The organism is Kitasatospora purpeofusca, assembly GCF_034043715.1.
In the GTDB taxonomy this organism is placed as follows: Bacteria; Actinomycetota; Actinomycetes; order Streptomycetales; family Streptomycetaceae; genus Kitasatospora; species Kitasatospora purpeofusca_A.
This window is the reverse complement of sequence record NZ_JAXCLC010000003.1, coordinates 24,159-41,612: the sequence shown is the minus strand read 5'-3', so window position 1 is coordinate 41,612 and position 17,454 is coordinate 24,159. Positions and strand designations below refer to the sequence as shown.

13 protein-coding genes, 1 tRNA gene and 1 riboswitch are annotated in these 17,454 nt (G+C 74.3%); of the genes, 3 read left to right on the top strand and 11 right to left on the bottom strand.

Features of this window, described 5'->3' with window-relative positions; all coding sequences use genetic code 11:
* Positions 1 to 270 precede the first annotated feature (270 nt).
* Positions 271 to 705, top strand: coding sequence for an SsgA family sporulation/cell division regulator (locus SM793_RS02295; RefSeq protein WP_320436274.1), 435 nt, complete (start codon positions 271 to 273; stop codon positions 703 to 705).
* A gap of 78 nt (positions 706 to 783) precedes the next feature.
* Here the strand turns inward: SM793_RS02295 and SM793_RS02290 are convergent, their stop codons facing one another.
* From SM793_RS02290 to SM793_RS02280, 3 genes are read right to left on the bottom strand one after another with little or no spacing between them, the layout of a single operon-like run.
* A complete protein-coding gene (locus SM793_RS02290) occupies positions 784 to 3,420 on the bottom strand; it encodes a rhomboid family intramembrane serine protease (RefSeq protein WP_320436273.1) in 2,637 nt (878 codons plus the stop codon).
* Positions 3,417 to 4,745, bottom strand: a complete 1,329-nt coding sequence (locus SM793_RS02285) for an alpha/beta hydrolase (protein WP_320436272.1) — start codon at positions 4,743 to 4,745, stop codon at positions 3,417 to 3,419. Before SM793_RS02285 ends, SM793_RS02290 begins: the two co-directional genes overlap by 4 nt.
* The gene (locus tag SM793_RS02280) at positions 4,742 to 5,386 is read right to left on the bottom strand and encodes a class F sortase (RefSeq protein ID WP_320436271.1); all 645 of its coding nucleotides are present in this window, start codon (positions 5,384 to 5,386) and stop codon (positions 4,742 to 4,744) included. Before SM793_RS02280 ends, SM793_RS02285 begins: the two co-directional genes overlap by 4 nt.
* 432 nt (positions 5,387 to 5,818) lie before the next feature.
* Between SM793_RS02280 and SM793_RS02275 the strand changes: the two genes are divergently transcribed.
* Positions 5,819 to 7,063 (top strand): hypothetical protein, encoded by a 1,245-nt coding sequence (locus SM793_RS02275; RefSeq protein WP_320436270.1) that lies wholly within the window; start codon positions 5,819 to 5,821, stop codon positions 7,061 to 7,063.
* A gap of 178 nt (positions 7,064 to 7,241) precedes the next feature.
* Here the strand turns inward: SM793_RS02275 and SM793_RS02270 are convergent, their stop codons facing one another.
* Together SM793_RS02270 and SM793_RS02265 are read right to left on the bottom strand one after the other, a co-directional pair.
* On the bottom strand, positions 7,242 to 8,681 hold the full coding sequence (locus SM793_RS02270; protein WP_320436269.1) for an MFS transporter: 1,440 nt from the start codon (positions 8,679 to 8,681) through the stop codon (positions 7,242 to 7,244).
* 165 nt (positions 8,682 to 8,846) lie between these two features.
* On the bottom strand, positions 8,847 to 9,161 hold the full coding sequence (locus SM793_RS02265) for a DMT family transporter (protein WP_320436268.1): 315 nt from the start codon (positions 9,159 to 9,161) through the stop codon (positions 8,847 to 8,849).
* A 45-nt stretch (positions 9,162 to 9,206) separates the two neighbouring features.
* Positions 9,207 to 9,272: riboswitch (guanidine-III (ykkC-III) riboswitch) on the bottom strand.
* A 255-nt stretch (positions 9,273 to 9,527) separates the two neighbouring features.
* Between SM793_RS02265 and SM793_RS02260 the strand changes: the two genes are divergently transcribed.
* Positions 9,528 to 9,602 (top strand) — tRNA-Cys (locus SM793_RS02260).
* 120 nt (positions 9,603 to 9,722) lie between these two features.
* Here the strand turns inward: SM793_RS02260 and SM793_RS02255 are convergent.
* The 6 genes from SM793_RS02255 to SM793_RS02230 form a co-directional block, all read right to left on the bottom strand.
* Positions 9,723 to 12,050: a xanthine dehydrogenase family protein molybdopterin-binding subunit gene (locus tag SM793_RS02255; protein ID WP_320436267.1), complete on the bottom strand. Its 2,328-nt coding sequence runs from the start codon at positions 12,048 to 12,050 to the stop codon at positions 9,723 to 9,725.
* Positions 12,047 to 13,315, bottom strand: a complete 1,269-nt coding sequence (locus tag SM793_RS36320) for a 2Fe-2S iron-sulfur cluster-binding protein (protein WP_413815857.1) — start codon at positions 13,313 to 13,315, stop codon at positions 12,047 to 12,049. The genes SM793_RS02255 and SM793_RS36320 overlap by 4 nt, the downstream gene beginning before the upstream one ends.
* Positions 13,312 to 14,178 (bottom strand): FAD binding domain-containing protein, encoded by an 867-nt coding sequence (locus SM793_RS02245; protein WP_320436397.1) that lies wholly within the window; start codon positions 14,176 to 14,178, stop codon positions 13,312 to 13,314. Before SM793_RS02245 ends, SM793_RS36320 begins: the two co-directional genes overlap by 4 nt.
* A 304-nt stretch (positions 14,179 to 14,482) precedes the next feature.
* The gene (locus tag SM793_RS02240) at positions 14,483 to 16,093 is read right to left on the bottom strand and encodes a beta-N-acetylhexosaminidase (protein WP_320436266.1); all 1,611 of its coding nucleotides are present in this window, start codon (positions 16,091 to 16,093) and stop codon (positions 14,483 to 14,485) included.
* Positions 16,094 to 16,189: 96 nt separating this feature from the next.
* The gene (locus SM793_RS02235; RefSeq protein WP_030394272.1) at positions 16,190 to 16,471 is read right to left on the bottom strand and encodes a DUF3039 domain-containing protein; all 282 of its coding nucleotides are present in this window, start codon (positions 16,469 to 16,471) and stop codon (positions 16,190 to 16,192) included.
* Positions 16,472 to 16,556: 85 nt separating this feature from the next.
* Entirely contained in the window at positions 16,557 to 17,141 is a 585-nt protein-coding gene (locus SM793_RS02230; RefSeq protein ID WP_030394273.1) for a YqgE/AlgH family protein, read from the bottom strand.
* Between the last annotated feature and the right edge of the window lie 313 nt (positions 17,142 to 17,454).

Genomic DNA, 17,454 nt, shown 5'->3' with positions numbered 1-17,454 from the left:
GGTTTCGCGGCCCCGATCCACGGTCGGACGGCGTTCGGACAACCCACCCAGCGTACCGGTCCCGGCGCCGTTCGGGCGGCCACGGCGGGGCCGGGCCGGGCCGGCGTCCGCCCTGCCCGGGGCAGGTGCGGCCGGAAATCGACGTGAGGTGGATCACAGTGGAATTCCGGGAAACCCGCGTAAGCGGAACCCCTCCCACCGCCTCTCTACGGGGTGAGGCCGCTCCACCCTCCACCGCCCGCCGCGGTCTCACCAGCGAAGGGAAGCGCCGTGCACGCCACCGCCGAAGAGACCGTCCAGGCCCGACTGATCCTGTCCGCGCACCGGGCCGCCCGGCTCCGGGTCACCCTGACCTACCGGACGGACGACCCGCTCGCGGTCCGGATGGCCTTCCCCGCCGAGTACTCGCTGGACGGACCCGCCGACCTGGCGGAGCCGGAGGCCGGCGACATCGTCTGGGTCTTCGCCCGCCGGCTGCTCGCGGGCGGCCTGGAGCTGCCCTCCGGCGTCGGCGACGTGCAGGTGCGGCCCGGGCCCGGCCGGAACACCCTGGTCGAGCTGCGCGCTCCCGAGGGCACCGCACTGGTCCGGTTCGACACCACCGACCTGCGGCGCTTCCTGTGGCGCAGCCGCCTGCTGGTGCCCGAGGGCGAGGAGCACCTGCACCTGGACGCCGACCGCGCCCTCGCCCAGCTGCTCGGCTGAGCCGGCCCGGCCGCGCGCACGCGAACGCCGGCCGCCCGGGACCGAAGTCCCGGGCGGCCGGCGTTCCGGACGACGGGGCTAGGAGGACAGCTTGCGCATCAGCCGCACACCCTGCGTCGGCGTGAGGTGCGGCAGGTACGCCTTGCCGATCGCCCGGGTGATGCTGGGCAGCGCCGCCGGGTCCGGGTACGCCATGTACATCGGCCGGTACTCGGGCTGGAACTTCGCCTTGAAGGCGAGCAGCGAGCGGAAGCCGTACACCGGCTCCAGCACCCGGCCCAGCCAGTCCAGGGTCTTCTGCAGCCCGGTGGGCGGCTCCTTCTCCGAGCGGGCCAGCGGCGCGCCGGACAGCGAGAGGAACCGCGCGCCCTCCTGCTTGAAGCCGAGCGCGGCCGAGGCGATCAGGAACTCGGTGACGCCGCGGAAGCCGTCCGAGCGCCGCCGCATGAAGTCCAGCGTCCAGCCGACCGGCTCGCCGTTCTCGTAGACCGGCATCCAGCTGGTCAGGCCGTGCACGCCGCGGTCCTCGTCGATCGCGAGCAGCAGCCGCACCGCCGGGTCGTCCAGTTCCTCCAGGCCGCCGAGCGTGAACCCCATCTCGGGCAGGCCCTTCTCGGAGACCCACTCCTCGGAGATGGCCCGGATCTGCTCCTTCAGCGCCAGCGGTGCCTCGTGGTACGACCACCACTCGGCGGTGATGCCCTGCTTGCCGGCCTTGTTGAGCGCGGTCCTGATGTCCTGCCACTTGCGGCCGGTGAAGGCGAGGTCGGGCAGGGCGACCACGGTGTCCTCGGCGACCTGGAGCGAGCGCCAGCCGAGCTCCCCGGCCGCGGCCCGGGTCTGCGGGGTGACGCTGTAGAAGCACGGCGTCCAGCCCCGGGCGTCGCAGTACCGGGCGAAGCCGGCCACCGCGCGGTCCCGGGCGGCCGGGTCGCCGAAGGGGTCGCCGGTGGTCAGCGCCACGGTGTTCAGCACCCGGTAGGCGACGGCGGCCCGGCCGTCCTCGTCGAACCAGTAGTGGTTGCCGTCCCAGGTGGTGAGGAAGGACAGCGTGCCGCCGCCGTGCTCGGTGAGCAGCGCCCGGGCCCTGGCGGCGTCCTCGGCGGCGACCTGGACCACCGGCCGGCGGAAGGTCAGCAGCAGCGCGGCCAGCGCGACCGCCCAGAAGCCGAGCCCGCAGTACGTCTCCAGGGCGCGGGCGAACCGCCCGACCGCGATCGGGTAGTCCGGCAGCAGGTCGTTGTAGGCGGGCGGCAGGAACTGGGCCGGCAGCCCGTGGAGCAGCCCGCGGAAGGTCGCGCCCGGCTCGAACTGCCCGGCGGCCAGCACGCCCAGCCCGGTGTAGGCGGCGGAGGCGACGGCCAGCGCCCCGCCGACCACCGCGAACAGCCGGCCGAGCACCGCGCGCGGCAGCCGCAGCGTGAAGCGCTTGCGGGTGGCCAGCAGCAGACCGACGGTGACCATCGGCAGCAGCAGCGCCTCGACGAAGTACTGGAGGACGTCGCTCGAACCGGTGCTGGTCTCCGCGAACAGGACGACCAGCATCGCGGTCCAGAGCAGCTCGGTGGCGATGGTGATCCGCCAGGCGAACCGCAGGCCGCGGCGCAGGCCCTCGGCGAGCACCAGCAGCAGGGCCGGGAAGAGCGTGGCCATCAGCCGGGCCGGGGTGTCGAAGATCCGCTGCACGGCGTGCGCGCGGGCGCAGTCGTGGGCCGAGACCGAGCAGAAGTCGGCGACCTCGTCCGGGGTGAGCCGGTGCGAGAGGTAGATCTCGGAGAAGGTGTTGAACGGGCCGGCCGCGTTGTCGTACAACGAGGCGATCATCGGGCCGAGCGCGGCGGCGACCAGGCAGAGCGCGACCAGCACCCGGGTCTCGGTGTGGGAGGAGCGGTGCGAGCGCAGGTGCGGGCGGCGGCGGAACAGCAGCGCGCCGGCGGCCAGGCCGACCAGTGCCCCGCTGAACCGCTGGACGCTCTGCAGGTGCCCCACGTACAGCGTCATCACCAGCGGCATCAGCAGTACCAGCAGGTGCAGCCGCCGGCGCCAGAGCACGGTGAGCCGGTAGCCGAGCACGCCGGCCAGCGCGAACAGGCCGACGCCGGGGCCGACCGCGGTCTGGCCGGCTATCGAGAGGGTCCACTGCTCGCCGAGCCGCGCGCCGACGGCGACCGCGACGGTCCCGGCCATGACGCCGGCCAGCTGACCGGCGACCAGCACCCCGACGGTGCGCAGCCGGCCGAGGCGGCGCTCGGCGGCGGGGCCGACCAGGAGCAGCAGCAGGCTGGTGAAGACGTAGGCGCCGATGCCGGAGCACCAGAACAGCGAGGTGAGGGGCGTCCACCAGCGGCCCGCGTGGAGGGTCGGCCGCCCGATGCCCACCTGCTCCAGCAGGGCGCCGGACGGCCCCCGGGTGAGGCTGCCGGTGGCGGCGCCGACGGCCCACAGGCCGACCAGCAGCACCAGGGTCAGCGGGGCCCGGCCGAGCCGGGTGGCCAGCCGGGCGGCGAGCCCGGCGGCCGCGCGGGCGATCCGCCGCGGGGGCCGCGGCGCGGGCGCGCCGGGGCCCGGAGCGCCGGCGTCGGCGGGCGCGGCGTCGGCGCGGTTGGAGCCGGACCCGATGCGGAAGGGCCGGGGCACCAGCAGGCGCGACTGTCCCCCGCCGCGGCTCTGCTCCTGCTCGGCGGCGACTCCCGGGGCGGCGCCGAGCAGGGTCACCGGGTCATCCCGGTCTGCTGTGCCAGCCAGGGCAACTGGTCGGCGATGCCGGGCCGGAAGATGATCCAGCCGTGCCCGCCGGGCATGAGGTCGAACTTGGCCTGCATTCCCGCCTCCACGACCGCGCGGTACACCTTCTCCTGCTGCGGCCGGAACTCGTCGTCGTCGCGGCCGACCACGATGGCCCCCGCGGTGTCCGGGAACTTCTTCCGCGCCATCACCTGGAGCGGGTCGACTGCGGCGAACTTCGCCTCGTCGCCGTCGTAGGCCGCCTGGACCGTCTCCTCCCGGGTGCCGAGGGTGGGCTCGTCCTGACCGGACATGTCGAGGAACGAGCCGTAGACCTCGGGTGCGTTGACGGCGAGCTGGAGCGCGCAGGTGCCGCCCATCGAGGCACCGGCGATCACCCAGTTCTTGCGGCCCTCGGCCGTCTGGAGGTTGGCGTGCACCCAGGCCGGCACGTCCTCGGCCAGGAAGGTCTGAACATTGGCGATCTTGGAATCGAGGCAGAGCGTGTTGTTCCAGGTCGAGCCCAGCTGGTCGACCATCACCACGATCGGGGCCAGCCCGTGGTGCTCGGCGGCGAAGGCGTCGAGGGAGTCGGCGATCTGGCCGCCGAACACCCAGTCGCCCGGAGTGCCCGGCTGGCCGGCCAGCAGCACGACCACCGGGAGCAGCGGCCGGGGGGTGGCCTGGTAGGCCGGCGGCAGGTAGACGTACCCGTCGCGGGACTCGAAGCCGGACTTGGCGCCCGGAACGGCGACGGACGAGACCGTGCCCTTCTTCGGGAGGTCCGCCGGCGCCTGCCAGACCTCCTCCAGCACCTTGCCGGGCGGCCGGCCGATGGTGTTGGCGGCCTTCCCCGTGGTCAGCTCCTGGGTCTTCTCCAGCCACGGCGCCAGCATCACCCGGCCGGTCGGGTACTGGTCGAAGCCCCGGTTCACCTGGGAGGAGGCCATCAGCAGCACCAGGGCCCCGGCGGCGACGGCCAGCAGCTTGCGGCGCAGTGTGGTGCCGCGCATCCGGAAGGCGACCAGCGAGAGCCCGAGCAGGCCGACGGCGATCCACCAGGTGACGTAGTGCGGGGTCCCTTCGGGGAAGGGGTGCCACCAGTCGTCGACGGCGGTGTCGAGCAGCAGGCTGAGCGCCGCCGCCGTGACCAGGGCCGCGGGCAGTCGGCGGCGCCACCACCCGCGGGTGCGGGCGTAGCAGGCGAGGAACAGCAGTGAACCCCAGCCGGCCAGCAGGACGGCGCGCGGGATCGGGCCGCGGGTCAGCGGCCAGTCGATCGGGTTCCAGCTCAGGGCGAGGGAGACGGTGGTCATACGTTCGTCCCCGAACGCCTGGTGTCGGCCAGGAAGCCGTAGGCGACGACGTTGCCGTCGTAGCCCCGTTCCTCGCTGTAGCCCCCGCCGCAGGTGATCACCCGCAGCTGGGCGTCGGCGGCCTGGCGGTACACCCGGTCGTCCGGGAAGTCCTTTCGGTCGTGCACTTCGATGGCGTAGAGCTGGTAGACGGCGGTGCGGCCGTCCTCTCGGAGGATCTCGATCCGGTCCCCGCGGTGCAGCGCGCCCAGGTCGTAGAAGACGGCGGGCCCGCTGTGGTTGTCGACGTGACCGGCGATGATCGCCGTGCCGCGCTGACCGGGGGTGGCGCCGTCCCGGTACCAGCCGGCGAGGTTGCGGTCCTCCTCGGGAGGGGTCTGGAGGTGGCCGTCCCGGTCGAGGCCGAGGCCGGTGACCGGGGCGTCGAGCCGCACGGCCGGGATCCGGATCCTGGTCGGCCGGGAGGGGCCGAGCGCCGGCACCACGGAGACCGGGGCGAAGCCGGTGAGGGCCTGCCCGCTGCCGGGGGCCGGGGGGAGCGCGGCGTGACCGCCGTCGGTGAGCAGCCACGCACCCAGCACGAGCGCGGCGCCGACCGCCAGGGTACCCGGCCACGGGCTCCTGCTCTGCTGGGCGCCCACCGGCGCTCCCCTCTGCTGACGTCGAACGGTTGCCGGTTTCTGGGAGATGTCTGAGAACAATGCAACCGGATCGGACCTTATGCCACATCCATACGATGGTCGTACTCGCTCCCCCCGTTCGGCAGGGGTCAGGGGCCCGACATGGTCCGTGCGGGTGACTCGTCACCGTGCCGCCACCCTCCGGCCACCTGGCGGTTGTCCGATGCAGTGACGATCTCCTCATCTGACACTCAGGAACGTCATCACGGTTGCATCCTTCGGGCGATGAGTTCCGACCGTTCGTGGTGGATCAATGACCGCTTCCGATCACATGCCATGCTGGCCCCGTTCACAGGCTTATCACCGCACTTGTCCCACCGGACCGTGGTCCGGCGGACGGTCGCGCGCGCCTGCCGTGCCCTGCCCCGCGCACGCCCCACGAACGGAGTGACCATGGACGCCCTCTCCCGCCGCACCCTGCTGGCCGCGGGTGCCGCCGGCGCCGCGAGCCTCGCCGCGGGCTGCGCGAGCCGGACCGACCCCGACGGCGGACAGGCGACCACTCCGGCCCCGGTCCCGGCCACCCCGGCCGAGGACCACGCGACGGCCCCGACCGAGGCCGCCAAGCCCCCGGTCACCCTGATCGGCGACGGCTCCACCTCGGACACCGGCCCGCAGCCGAACCAGCCCGCCCTCGAACCGCTGCGGCCCGGCCAGCGCCCGCCCCAGTTCGTGGTCTTCTCCTGGGACGGCGCCGCCGAGCTCGACAACGGCCTGTTCGCCCGCTTCCGCCGGCTCGCCCGGGAGCACAACGCGTCCATGACCTTCTTCCTCAGCGGCCTCTACCTGCTGCCCGAGGCGAAGAAGGACCTCTACCGCCCGCCGCAGCACAAGGCCGGCGCCTCCGACATCGGCTACCTCAGCAACCAGCACATCCACGACACCCTGGAGAACCTGCACGCCGCCTGGCTGGAGGGGCACGAGATCGGCACCCACTTCAACGGGCACTTCTGCGGCGCCACCGGCGTCGGCAAGTGGTCCGCCGAGGAGTGGGACAGCGAGATCGAGCAGGCGATGGGCTTCGTCACGAACTGGCGGACCAACACCGGCTTCACCGACCTGCCGGCGCTGCCCTTCGACTACCGCAAGGAGCTGATCGGCAGCCGCACCCCCTGCCTGGAGGGCCAGCGCAACCTGCTGCCCACCGCCGTCCGGCGCGGCTGGCGCTACGACAGCAGCGGCAACGGGACCCAGGTGTGGCCGCAGAAGATCCAGGGCGGCGCGCTCTGGGACCTCCCGCTGCAGTCCATCCCCTTCCCCGGGCACACCTTCCAGGTGCTCTCGATGGACTACAACATCATGTACAACCAGTGCGGCAGCAACACCAAGGCCGACCCGGCGCTCCACCCCGGCTTCCAGACCCAGGCCCGGGACGCCTACCTGATGGGCTTCGAGCGCGCCTACACCACCAACCGCGCCCCGTTCGTCGTCGGCAACCACTTCGAGGAGTGGAACGGCGGCATCTACATGAACGCCGTCGAAGAGGTGATCAAGGCGATCGCCGACCGCCCCGAGGTGCGGATGGTGTCCTTCCGCCAGCTGGTCGACTGGCTGGACGCCCAGGAGCCGGCACTGCTGCGCAAGCTGCAGGGCCTCGCCCCCGGCCAGGCACCGGCCGGGGGCTGGGAGACCTTCTGATTGTCGCCCGCTCGCCTCCGGGGCGCTCTGCTCCGGTGCCGACGGTCGGCGCTCCGATGCCCCTTCGTTCCTCAGGGGCCTCCTCGCTTCTCCCTTTCGGCACCGGCGCGCCCCTTCGGCTCGGGGCGGGTGTCGCCCGTTTGCGGGAGGGGGCTCGCGGCGGGCGGGTGTCGCCCGGTCAGGCGGCCTTGCGGACCCGGCCGGAGGCCAGGGCGCCGAGCAGCGCCACCCCGGCCATGACCCCGAAGATCACCGCGAAGGCGCCGGTCGAACCGGCGCCCGCGGCGCCGTCGTGGGCGGCGGCCACCGAGCCCCCGCCCAGCGCCCCGAACAGCACCCCCGCCAGACCCATCAGCAGCACATTGCCCAGTGCGTCGCTCACCTGGAGCGAGGCCGAGTTGGCCCCGGCGTCCTCCGGCGTCGACAGCTTCATCATCAGCACGCTGATGCTCGCCACCGCCAGGCCCATGCCGATCCCGCCGACGCCCCAGGCCACCGCCGCCACCCAGGCGGGCACCCCGGGGACCAGCACCAGCGCCGCACCCGCGATGGCGACGGCGGTCAGCACGAAACCGCCGCGGATCATCAGCGCCCGGTAGCGCTCCGCCCCCGGCCGGCCCTGGATCCAGGAGCCCAGCGCCCAGGACAGGCCGCCGCTGGTGAGGGTGAGGCCGGCCAGCGTCGGCGAGAGGCCGCGCTCGGTCCTCATCATCAGCGGGATGAACGCCTCGGCCGCGAAGAACGCCCCGGCCGCGACCCCGCGCAGCAGGATCACCGTCGGCAGCCCGCGCCCGGCCCGCAGCGTCCCGGCCGGCAGCAGCCCCAGCACCGCCGGGAGCAGCAGCGCCGCGCCCACCGCGGCCGGCAGCAGACCGGGCAGGTCGAGCCGCTGGCCCGCGTACTGCAGCAGCCCGGCCCCGACCGCGGCCATCGCGGCCAGCCCGGTGCGGCGGCGGTCGAACGCGGCCCCCCTGAGCAACGGCTGCTCCCGCTCCGAACGACGCAGCGCCGGGCCCATCACCGCGAGCGGCAGCAGGATCAGCACCGGTACGGCGAGGAAGACCCAGCGCCAGCCGATGTGCTGGGTGACCGCCCCGGAGACCAGCGGGCCGACGATCGAGGGCAGTACCCAGGCCGCGGAGAAGGCCGCGAAGACCGAGGGCCGCAGCCGCTCGGGGTAGGCCCGGCCGACCACCACGTACAGGGCGACGATCACCAGGCCGCCGCCGAGGCCCTGGAGCGCCCGGCCGCCCACGAAGATCCACATCCCGGGTGCCGCCCCGGCCACCAGCAGACCGGCGCCGAACACGGCGATGCCGGTGAACAGCGGCCGCAGCGGGCCGCTGCGGTCGCACCACTGGCCGGAGACCACGAGGGCGAACAGGGTGGTGGTGAAGTAGCCGGAGAAGGCGAAGGCGTACAGCCCGAAGCCGTCGAGTTCGCCGGCGGCGACCGGCATCGCGGTGTTGACGGCCGTCGCCTCGAAGGCGATCACCAGGACCACCGAGACGATGCCCAGGGTCAGCGCCCGGAAGCGGTCGCCCATGACCCCTCCGCCGGGGTCGGTCGGTATCGGAACGGAGGCGGTGTCGGCCGACACGGGGGAGGCTGTGGTCATACGTATGATCGTAAGGCGCATCTGGCCCAATGGCCCCTGACCTTGGTCGCGGTCCCACTCCTCCTCCGGCCCTAGGACCGAAGGATCAGCGGCGGCGCGGGGCTCAGTGCGGGGCGAGGCTCAGTGTGGCGCGGGGCTCAGTGCGGGGCGGGGCTCAGTGCGGGCTCAGTGCAGCACCTTCAGGCCCACCACGCCGGAGACGATCAGGAGCAGGCAGCCGATCCGGGCCAGGGACGCCGTGTCACCGAGCGCGGTCATGCCGTACAGCGCCGTACCCACCGCGCCGATGCCGACCCAGACCGCGTAGCCGGTGCCGATCGGGATCGAGCGCATCGCGTACGCCAGTCCGCCCATCGAGAGGGCCAGCGCGACACCGAACACCACGGTCGGGACCAGGCGGGAGAAACCCCTGGAGTTCTCCAGGGCCACCGCCCACACCGTCTCCAGGACGCCGGAAATGATCAGAACGAGCCAAGCCATGACGGTCGTACCTCCGCAGTCGGCAGCGGCCTGGTTGCCGCTGTCACTGCGCCGTCTTGTCGTGACCGGGTACGACGCACTCGTCCGGGGCGGCCCGCGAAGGGCCACCTGTTCCCGACCGTAGCACACCCGGCCGGGAATCCCGCCACACAGAATTTACAGAAGGATATTGACGCTCCGCCCGGCATTCCGCCAGACTGAATTCACCAACACGGCGAACGACGACAGGAGTCGGACATGGACAGGAGGACGGCGGCCCTCGCGCCCCGCACCTGCACCACCGCTCCCCGGTGTTGTCCCGCCTGTCGCTGCTGCCGCCGCGCCTGAGCGCACCGCAGTTCCAGCCGCACCACCAGCCCCACCCACGGCCGTGTGCCCGAGTGGTTTAGGGAACCGCCTGCAAAGCGGTGCACACGGGTTCGATTCCCGTCATGGCCTCCACGAAGACGAATTGCCGGTCCGGCCCGAAAAGGCGCCGCCCGGCAATTCGTCGTGCTTTCCGAACGAAAAGCGCGGGCCCCGGGCAATTCCGCGGAATGCGGAATTGCCGGGGCCGGCGGCTCAGCCGGTGACGGCGTCCTGCGGGCGGATCGGCAGCCGGCCCACCGGCAGGCCGGTGGCGGCCCGGACCGCCGCGGCCACCGCCGCCGGCGCGGTCACGGCCGGCACCGCGCTGACCGCCTTGGCCCCGAACGGAGCCACCACGTCACGCTCCTCCAGCAGGGCGGCGACCCGGATCTCCGGAGTGTCCAGCGCGGTCGGCAGCCGGTAGCCGGTCAGCGAGGGGTTGGCCAGCAGACCGCCCTCGGTGCGGAGGTCCTCCAGCAGCGCCAGGCCGACGCCCTGGGCGACCCCCGCCTCGATCCGGTCCTCGATCTGTCGCGGGTTCAGCGCCCGGCCGACGTCCTGGGCCACCGTCACCTCGACCACCCGGACCGCGCCCAGCTCGATGTCCACGTCCACCACCGCGCGCATCGCGCAGAACGCGATGGAGACGAAGGCGTCGCCCTGCCCGGCCTCGTCCAGCGGCTCGGTCGGGTGCGGCCGGCACTGCGCGGTCGCCCACAGCTCCTTGCCCTCCAGCGCCTCGGCCACCGGCATGCCGAGCACCCCGTCGTAGGAGGTGATCTTGCCCTCGGCGATCTGCAGCAGCTCGACCGACATCCCGAAGTCGGTGGCGATCGGCTGGAGCAGCTGGTGGCGGACCATCAGCGCGGCCCGCTCGACCGCACCGCCGGACACCCAGGTGTGCCGGCCCCGGGCCGACGGCCCGGCCACCGCCTGGTCACTGTCGGCGGGCGCGATGTACACCTCGCTGACGCCCAGCACGCTCTGCACGATCTGCCGGGCCAGCGTGGCGAAGCCCTGGCCGGCGTCGACCGCGGCGCAGATCACCGTGGCATGGTCGCCGCTGACCCGCACCGTCGCGGTGGCGACCTCGTCCTCGCCCTCGGCGCCCAGCATGTGCACCATGCCCAGCGCGTAGCCGATCCCGCGCCGCACCGCGGCCGGGTCGCCCGCCCCGCCGGGCCCGCCCGGCAGCAGCCACTCGGCGTCCGGGTCGTCCACCGGCAGCGCCGGCAGCGGCTCCGCGGCCACGGCGTCCAGCAGCGCGGCCACCGGCGCCGGGCAGGTGACGGCCTGTCCGGTGGGCAGCGGGTCCCCGGTCGCCATCACATTGCGCCGGCGGACCTCCACCGGGTCCACCCCGATCCGGGCGGCCAGCTGGTCCAGCTGCGACTCGTAGGCGAAGCACGCCTGCAGCGCGCCCTCGCCGCGCATCCGGCCGGCCGGCGGGTTGTTGGTGCGCACCGCCCAGGCGTCCACGAAGACGTTGGGGCAGTTGTACGGGCCGACCGAGAAGGCGGTGGCGGCGGCCAGCGCCTCGGCCGAGACGTCCGCGTAGGCGCCGCCGTCCAGCAGGATCTGCGCCTCGACCTTCACCAGCGTGCCGTCGGCGTCCGCGTGGTGGCGGTAGCGCAGCAGCGCCGGGTGCCGCGAGGTGTGAGTGTGGAAGGACTCCTCGCGGGTGAGCGTCATCTTCACCGGACGGCCGGTGCGCAGCGCCAGCAGCGCCATGGTGACCTGGAAGGAGAGGTCCTCGCGGTCGGAGGTGGCCCCGGGCACGCCGGTGACCACCAGCCGGACTCGGTCCGGCTCCAGTCCCAGGCAGGCGGCGGTGCGTTCCCGGTCGCCGTGCGGGTCGGTGGAGGAGAGGTGCAGCTCGACCCCGCCGTCCGGGCGCGGCACGGCCAGGCCGGCCTCGGCACCGAGCGGGGCCGGATCCTGCCGGCCCACCTGGTACAGGCCCTCGACGATGATCTCGCCGGCCGCCTCCGGGTCGCCGGTGCGCAGCGGCAGATGGCGGAAGAGGTTGCCGTCCGGGTGCAGCGGCGGGGCGGTGAAGGCCTGCTCGGGGTCGGTGACGGCCTCCAGCGGCTCGTACTCGACGACGATCAGGCCGACCGCGAGCCGGGCGGTGTCGGGGTGGTCGGCGGCGACCGCGGCGACCGGCTCGCCGTGGTGGCGGACCACCCCGGCGGCCAGCACCGGGCGGTCGGCGACGATCGGTCCGGACGGCGCGCCGTCCGGGCTGCCGTCCGGCCCCGCCGGCAGGTCGGTGGCCGTGACCACCGCATGCACACCGGGAAGGGCCAGCGCGGCCGAGGTGTCGATGCCGAGGATCCGGGCGTGCGGGTGCGGCGAGCGCAGCACCGCGCCCCACAGCAGGCCCTCGGCCCACAGGTCGGCGGCGTAGGGGTAGATGCCGAGCGCCTTGGGCAGGGCGTCGCTGCGCAGGGGTGAGCTGCCCAGCCCGAACGGCTCTGTCGCGCCGCCCGCGTCGCCGTCCTGCTGGAGTGCTGCGCCGATGTCGGTAGGCGACGTCATGATGCGTGGTCGTCCTCGGGGAGCCGGATGCCGTGGGCGGGGGTGGCGCCGTACGGGACGCCGGCCGGGGCGGTGCCCTCGGCCGGGGCGCCGTGCGGTGCGGGGATGTACGGCGTGCCGTGCGCGGGGGTGGCGGGGGTCTCGTAGACCGGGCCGTCGTACGCCGAGGCGTTGTCGTAGCCGGGCTGCTGCGGGTAGCCGCCCTGGTCGGGGTAGCCGGTCCCGGGCAGGTAGGTGCCGTGCGCCGGGGTGGCGCCGGGGTACGGCTGCTGCTGCTCGGGGTAGCCCTGGGCGGGGTAGAACCCGGTGGACCCGTCGGCCTGCTGCGCCGGGACGTCCCGGACCGGGGCCAGCACGGCGGTGTCGTACACCCCGCTGTCGTAGCCGCCCTGGCCTTCGTAGCCGCCCTGCCCTTCGTAGCCTCCCCGGCCGTCGGGGGCGCCGGAGCCGTCGGGAGCACCGTGTCGGCCGGGGGCGCCGTGCCCCGTGCCGGTGCCGGTGGGGTCCGTGCTGCCGGCCTGCTCCGCGCGCGGCTGCGGGACGTGCTCGATCCAGGCGTCCTCGGTGTAGACCGGCAGGTCGGCGGTCGGCGGCCCGGCCGGGGCGGTCGCGGGCACCGGCCCGGAGGCGGCGGGTGCGGTGGCCCGGTCCGCCGGGCCGGCCGCGGCCCCCTCGGCGGTGGTCTCCGCGGCCCCGGTCGCCGCCGCCGCGCGCGCGTCGGCGACGGTCTGCACGGCGGCCAGCGCGCCCCGGTAGCCGGTGCACCGGCAGAGGTTGCCGCACAGCGCCTGGCGTGCCTCGACCTCGGTGGGCCGGTGGTTGCGCTGGAGCAGGTCGTGCACGGCCATCGCCAGGCCGGGCACGCAGTAGCCGCACTGCACGGCGCCGGACTCGGCCAGCGCCTGCTGGACGTCGCTGGCGCCGCCGCCGGCCGACAGGCCCTCGACGGTGTTGATCTCGCTGTCCTGGGCGAGCGCGGCGGGCACCAGGCAGCCGGCCACCAGCTGGCCGTCGACCTGCACCGAGCAGGCCCCGCACTCGCCCTGCTCGCAGCCGTCCTTGGCGCCGGCCAGGCCCAGCCGCTCGCGCAGCACGTAGAGCAGGCTCTCGCCGATCCAGGCGTCCGTGACGGGCCGTTCGAAGCCGTTGACCCGCAGGGTGTACGAGGTGGTGGGCCGCAGCTCCCGGCTGACCTGCGGCGCGTGGTCGTGCGCGTGGTCGAGCAGCCCCGCGTCCAGGGCCTCGATCGGGTGGTCTGTGGTCACTTGAGCGCCCTTCCCAGTGCCCGGCGGGCCAGCACGGATACGGTACGCCGCAGACGGACGGCGGCCGCGCTCGGCCCCTCGGTGACGGCCTCCCAGGCGCCCTCCGCGCCGTATCCGTCGGGGACGCAGGCGGCGGCCACGTACTCACCGAAGGCCGCGGTCGCGGCGGGGTCGATCTCCCGCGAACCGTCCCAGTCGATGCAGCCCGCCACCCAGGCCTCGGCCTCCATGGGCCGCAGCGGCACCGGGGCGACGGCGCCGACGGCGCAGCGGACGGCGCGTCGGGCGGGGTCCAGGACGAGGGCGACGGAGGCGGTGGCGCGGGCCGGGCCGCTGCGGCCGGTGGCCTTGAGGAAGACCTGCGGGGCGTGCAGCAGCGGGACCCGCACCCAGGTGAGCAGTTCGCCGGGCCGCAGCGGGTCGAGACCGGTCAGCAGGTGGCTGACCGGGACCTCGCGGGTGGCGCCGGCCCGGGCCAGGGTGACGCTGGCCTCCAGCGCCGCGAGCACCGGCAGGGTGTCCCCGGCCGGGGCGGCGGTGGCGATGTTGCCGCCGAGGGTGCCGACGTTGCGGACCTGCGGGGGGCCGGCGGTGCGGGCGGCGTCGGCGAGCGCGGGGATCAGCGCGGCGAAGTCCGGGCGGTCCATCCGGGCGTGGGTCAGCCCGGCGCCGAGGACCGCGGTGCCGCCGTCCTCGTAGCGCCAGCCGCGGAGTTCGGTGATCCGGCCGAGGCCGACCAGCGAGGCGGGGCGGAGGCGGCCGGCGTTGACGGCCTCCATCAGGTCGGTGGCGCCGGCCACCGGCACCGCGGCCGGGTGAGCGGCCAGCGCTTCGACGGCCTCGTCGAGGGAGGCCGGCAGCATGATCGTCCGGTTCACCTGGGTCCCACCGTGCTCCACTTGCTCATCGATCGCCTGCCGCCCGCGGCCCCTGGACCGGGGTGTCCGCTCCGGCAGTCCGGCCTGGCCCGTAGGGTACGGGCGATCGGGCCGGGTTGGGCAACTCTGGCACACAATGCTCGATGATCATTTCGGGACGGGCGAACGGTACTGCCCGTTTGAGACCGATACCGGGCGGTATCCGACCCGGTCCGGTTCGGACCGGGTCGGATGTTCATCTCTTCTTGACGTCCGACGCCCACCCGGAAGTTCCCGCGGACCGTCCGGATCAGGCCGCCGGCGGGGGCCCGTCGATCGGCCGGCCCTGGACGCCCGGCCGGGTCTGCCACGGGTGCGGCCCGCCGGCCGGCCGGTACTCGACGCCGAGCGCGTCCAGCACCTCGAGATGGCCGGCCAGCCGCTGTTCGAAGCCGGCGAAGTCGCGGGCGGCCGGATCGGCGGGCAGCGCGGACCAGGCGACCTCGGCGAAGGCCGCGAGCCGGGGGAAGGCCCGGTAGTCGATGTCCCGGGCGCTGTCCATGAACTCGCTCCACAGGTTCGCCTGGGTGCCGATCACCCGGCGCGCCGCCTCCTCGTGGAGCTCGGCCGGCACCGGCTCGAACCGGTAGACGTCCTCCAGGGTGCGGACGAAGCCGACCGGGATCGGCTCCCGCTCCCCCGGCGCCTGCCGGTGGTCCAGGTAGACGTGCTGCTCGGGGCACATCACCACGTCGTGCCCGGCCTGCGCGGCGGCGATCCCGCCGCCGTAGCCGCGCCAGGACGACACCGCGGCGCCCCCGGCCAGGCCGCCCTCCAGGATCTCGTCCCAGCCGATCAGCCGGCGGCCGCGCTCGGCCAGCCAGCGGTCGAAGTGCCGGATGATGTGGCTCTGCAGCTCGTCCTCGTTGCTCAGGCCCAGCTCGCGGATCCGCGCCTGCGCGGCCGCGCTGTCCTTCCACTGCTCCTTCGGGCACTCGTCGCCGCCGAGGTGGACGAACTCGGACGGGAAGATCTCCAGGACCTCCTCCAGCACGCCCTCGAAGAACCGCAGGGTGGCCTCGGAGGGGTTGAGCACGTTCTGGCTGACCCCCCAGTCGGTCCACACCCCGAGCGCCGCGGTGTCCACCACGTCGGCGTTGCCCAGCTCGGGATAGGCGGCCACGGCGGCCTGGGTGTGGCCCGGCAGGTCGATCTCGGGCACCACCGTGACGGCCCGTTCGGCCGCGTAGGCGACGATCTCGCGCAGGTCGTCCTGGGTGTAGAAGCCGCCGTGCGGGCGGTCGTCGCGGCGCCCGGCGGACCGGTAGCCGACCATCGAGCGCTCGCGCCAGGACGCCCGCTCGGTGAGCCCGGGGTAGCGCTTGATCTCCACCCGCCAGCCCTGGTCGTCGGTCAGGTGCAGGTGCAGCACGTTGAGCTTGTGCGCGGACAGCTGGTCGACGAAGCGCAGCACGTCCGACTTGGGCAGGAAGTGCCGGGCGACGTCCAGCAGCGCCCCGCGCCAGCCGAACCTCGGCCCGTCCGTGAGGTCGACGCCGGGCAGCACCCAGCCGGACGGGCGCAGCGGCGCGCGCCGGTAGGCGTCCGGGCCGAGCAGCCGGCGCAGCGTCTGGGCGCCCCAGAGCGCGCCGGACGGACCGCCGGCGGTGATCACCGCGTGGCCGGGGCGCACCGAGAGCCGGTACGCCTCGTCCGCGAGCGCCGCGTCGAGGAGCAGTTCGACGCCTTCGCCGGGCCGCCCCGGGGCGAGCGGCAGGCCGGTGGCGGCGGTCAGCGAGGAACGCAGCCACCGTTCGGCCCCGGCCAGCTCGGGCGGCGCGGTCAGGGTGGTCGTCCGGTCGAGCGGGAAGTCCTGGTCCGGGAGGCGGACGGAACTCACGGGGGCAGGGATGAGGTCCATTGCGCCATCCTGCCCCGGCCCCGACCAGTGGCATAGACCACTCGGGAAACGCGGCACCATGCAAAACGGTGGTGTGCGGAACGCGCGGGACGCGGGCTACTTGCCCTTGTCGCCGTCCCCGTCCTGCGGCTTGCCGATGCCGTCGTAGATCTCCTTGCACATCGGACAGACCGGGTACTTCTTCGGGTCGCGACCGGGCACCCACACCTTGCCGCAGAGCGCCACCACGGGGGATCCCGAGAGTGCGCTCTCCATGATCTTGTCCTTCTGGACGTAGTGCGCGAAGCGCTCGTGGTCGCCGTCCCCGTGGGACACCTGCGGGACGGGCTCGACCAGGGTGCCGGTGCCGAGGCCGCGCTCGGGCTCAAGAGTGCTCATGAGTGCCAAGTCTATGGGCGCCCCGGAGAAGCGGGCCAGTGTCGCGGCGCCGCCGCGACGGCGCACCTTCGATTCGGAGCCGGATTCAGTTCAGGGTCGGATCGTCCGGATAGGTCGCGAGCAGCGCCAGCGGCCCGCGCTGGCGGCGCAGCACCGCACGCCACAGCCGCTCCGGCTCCGGGCTGGAGATGTCCCCGGGCTCGCAGTCCACCAGGTACCAGGCGCCGGTGGAGATCTCCGACTCGAGCTGCCCGGGCGCCCAGCCCGCGTAGCCGGCGAAGATCCGCAGCGCCCCGAGCTCCCCGGCCAGCACCTCGGGCGGCGCCTCCAGGTCCACCAGGCCGATCGCGCCGTGCACCCGGCGCCAGCCGAGCGGCTCCCCGGTGCCCGGCTCCCCCGGCGCCACCGCCAGGCCGAGCGCCGAGTCCAGCGCCACCGGACCGCCCTGGAACACCACTGCGGGCAGGCCGACCAGCACCCCCCAGCCGTCCAGCACACTGCCGACCTCGACCGGCGTCGGCCGGTTCAGCACGACACCGAGCGCCCCCTCGGCGTCGTGGTCGAGGAGGAGCACCACCGCCCGGGCGAAGTTCGGGTCGGTGAGCACGGGCGTCGCGACGAGCAGACGGCCGGTGTGGGACCGGCCTCCGTGCGAATGGGCCGCCGTCATGCCTCACATGATCCCGCAGAACCCCCGGCGACGGCACCCGAAACGGCGACCGCCCCGGCCACCCGGCCCACCCGGTCCCGCCCGGCACCGCCCGCCACGAACACCCGTACGGACGCACCGGCGCGCGTCCCCGGACCCGGGGAGAGCACCATCACGGGAGAGGCACACAGGAACCATCGGCACGACCACTACCATCTACTGATGGTGGACGCCCCTCCACGGTGCCGACTCGGTCACACCGGGGGCCCGACGCGCCCGTGAAACGCTCCACCGCCCGGCTCGTCGCCGAGCCCGCCCCACTCCTCTGGCACCC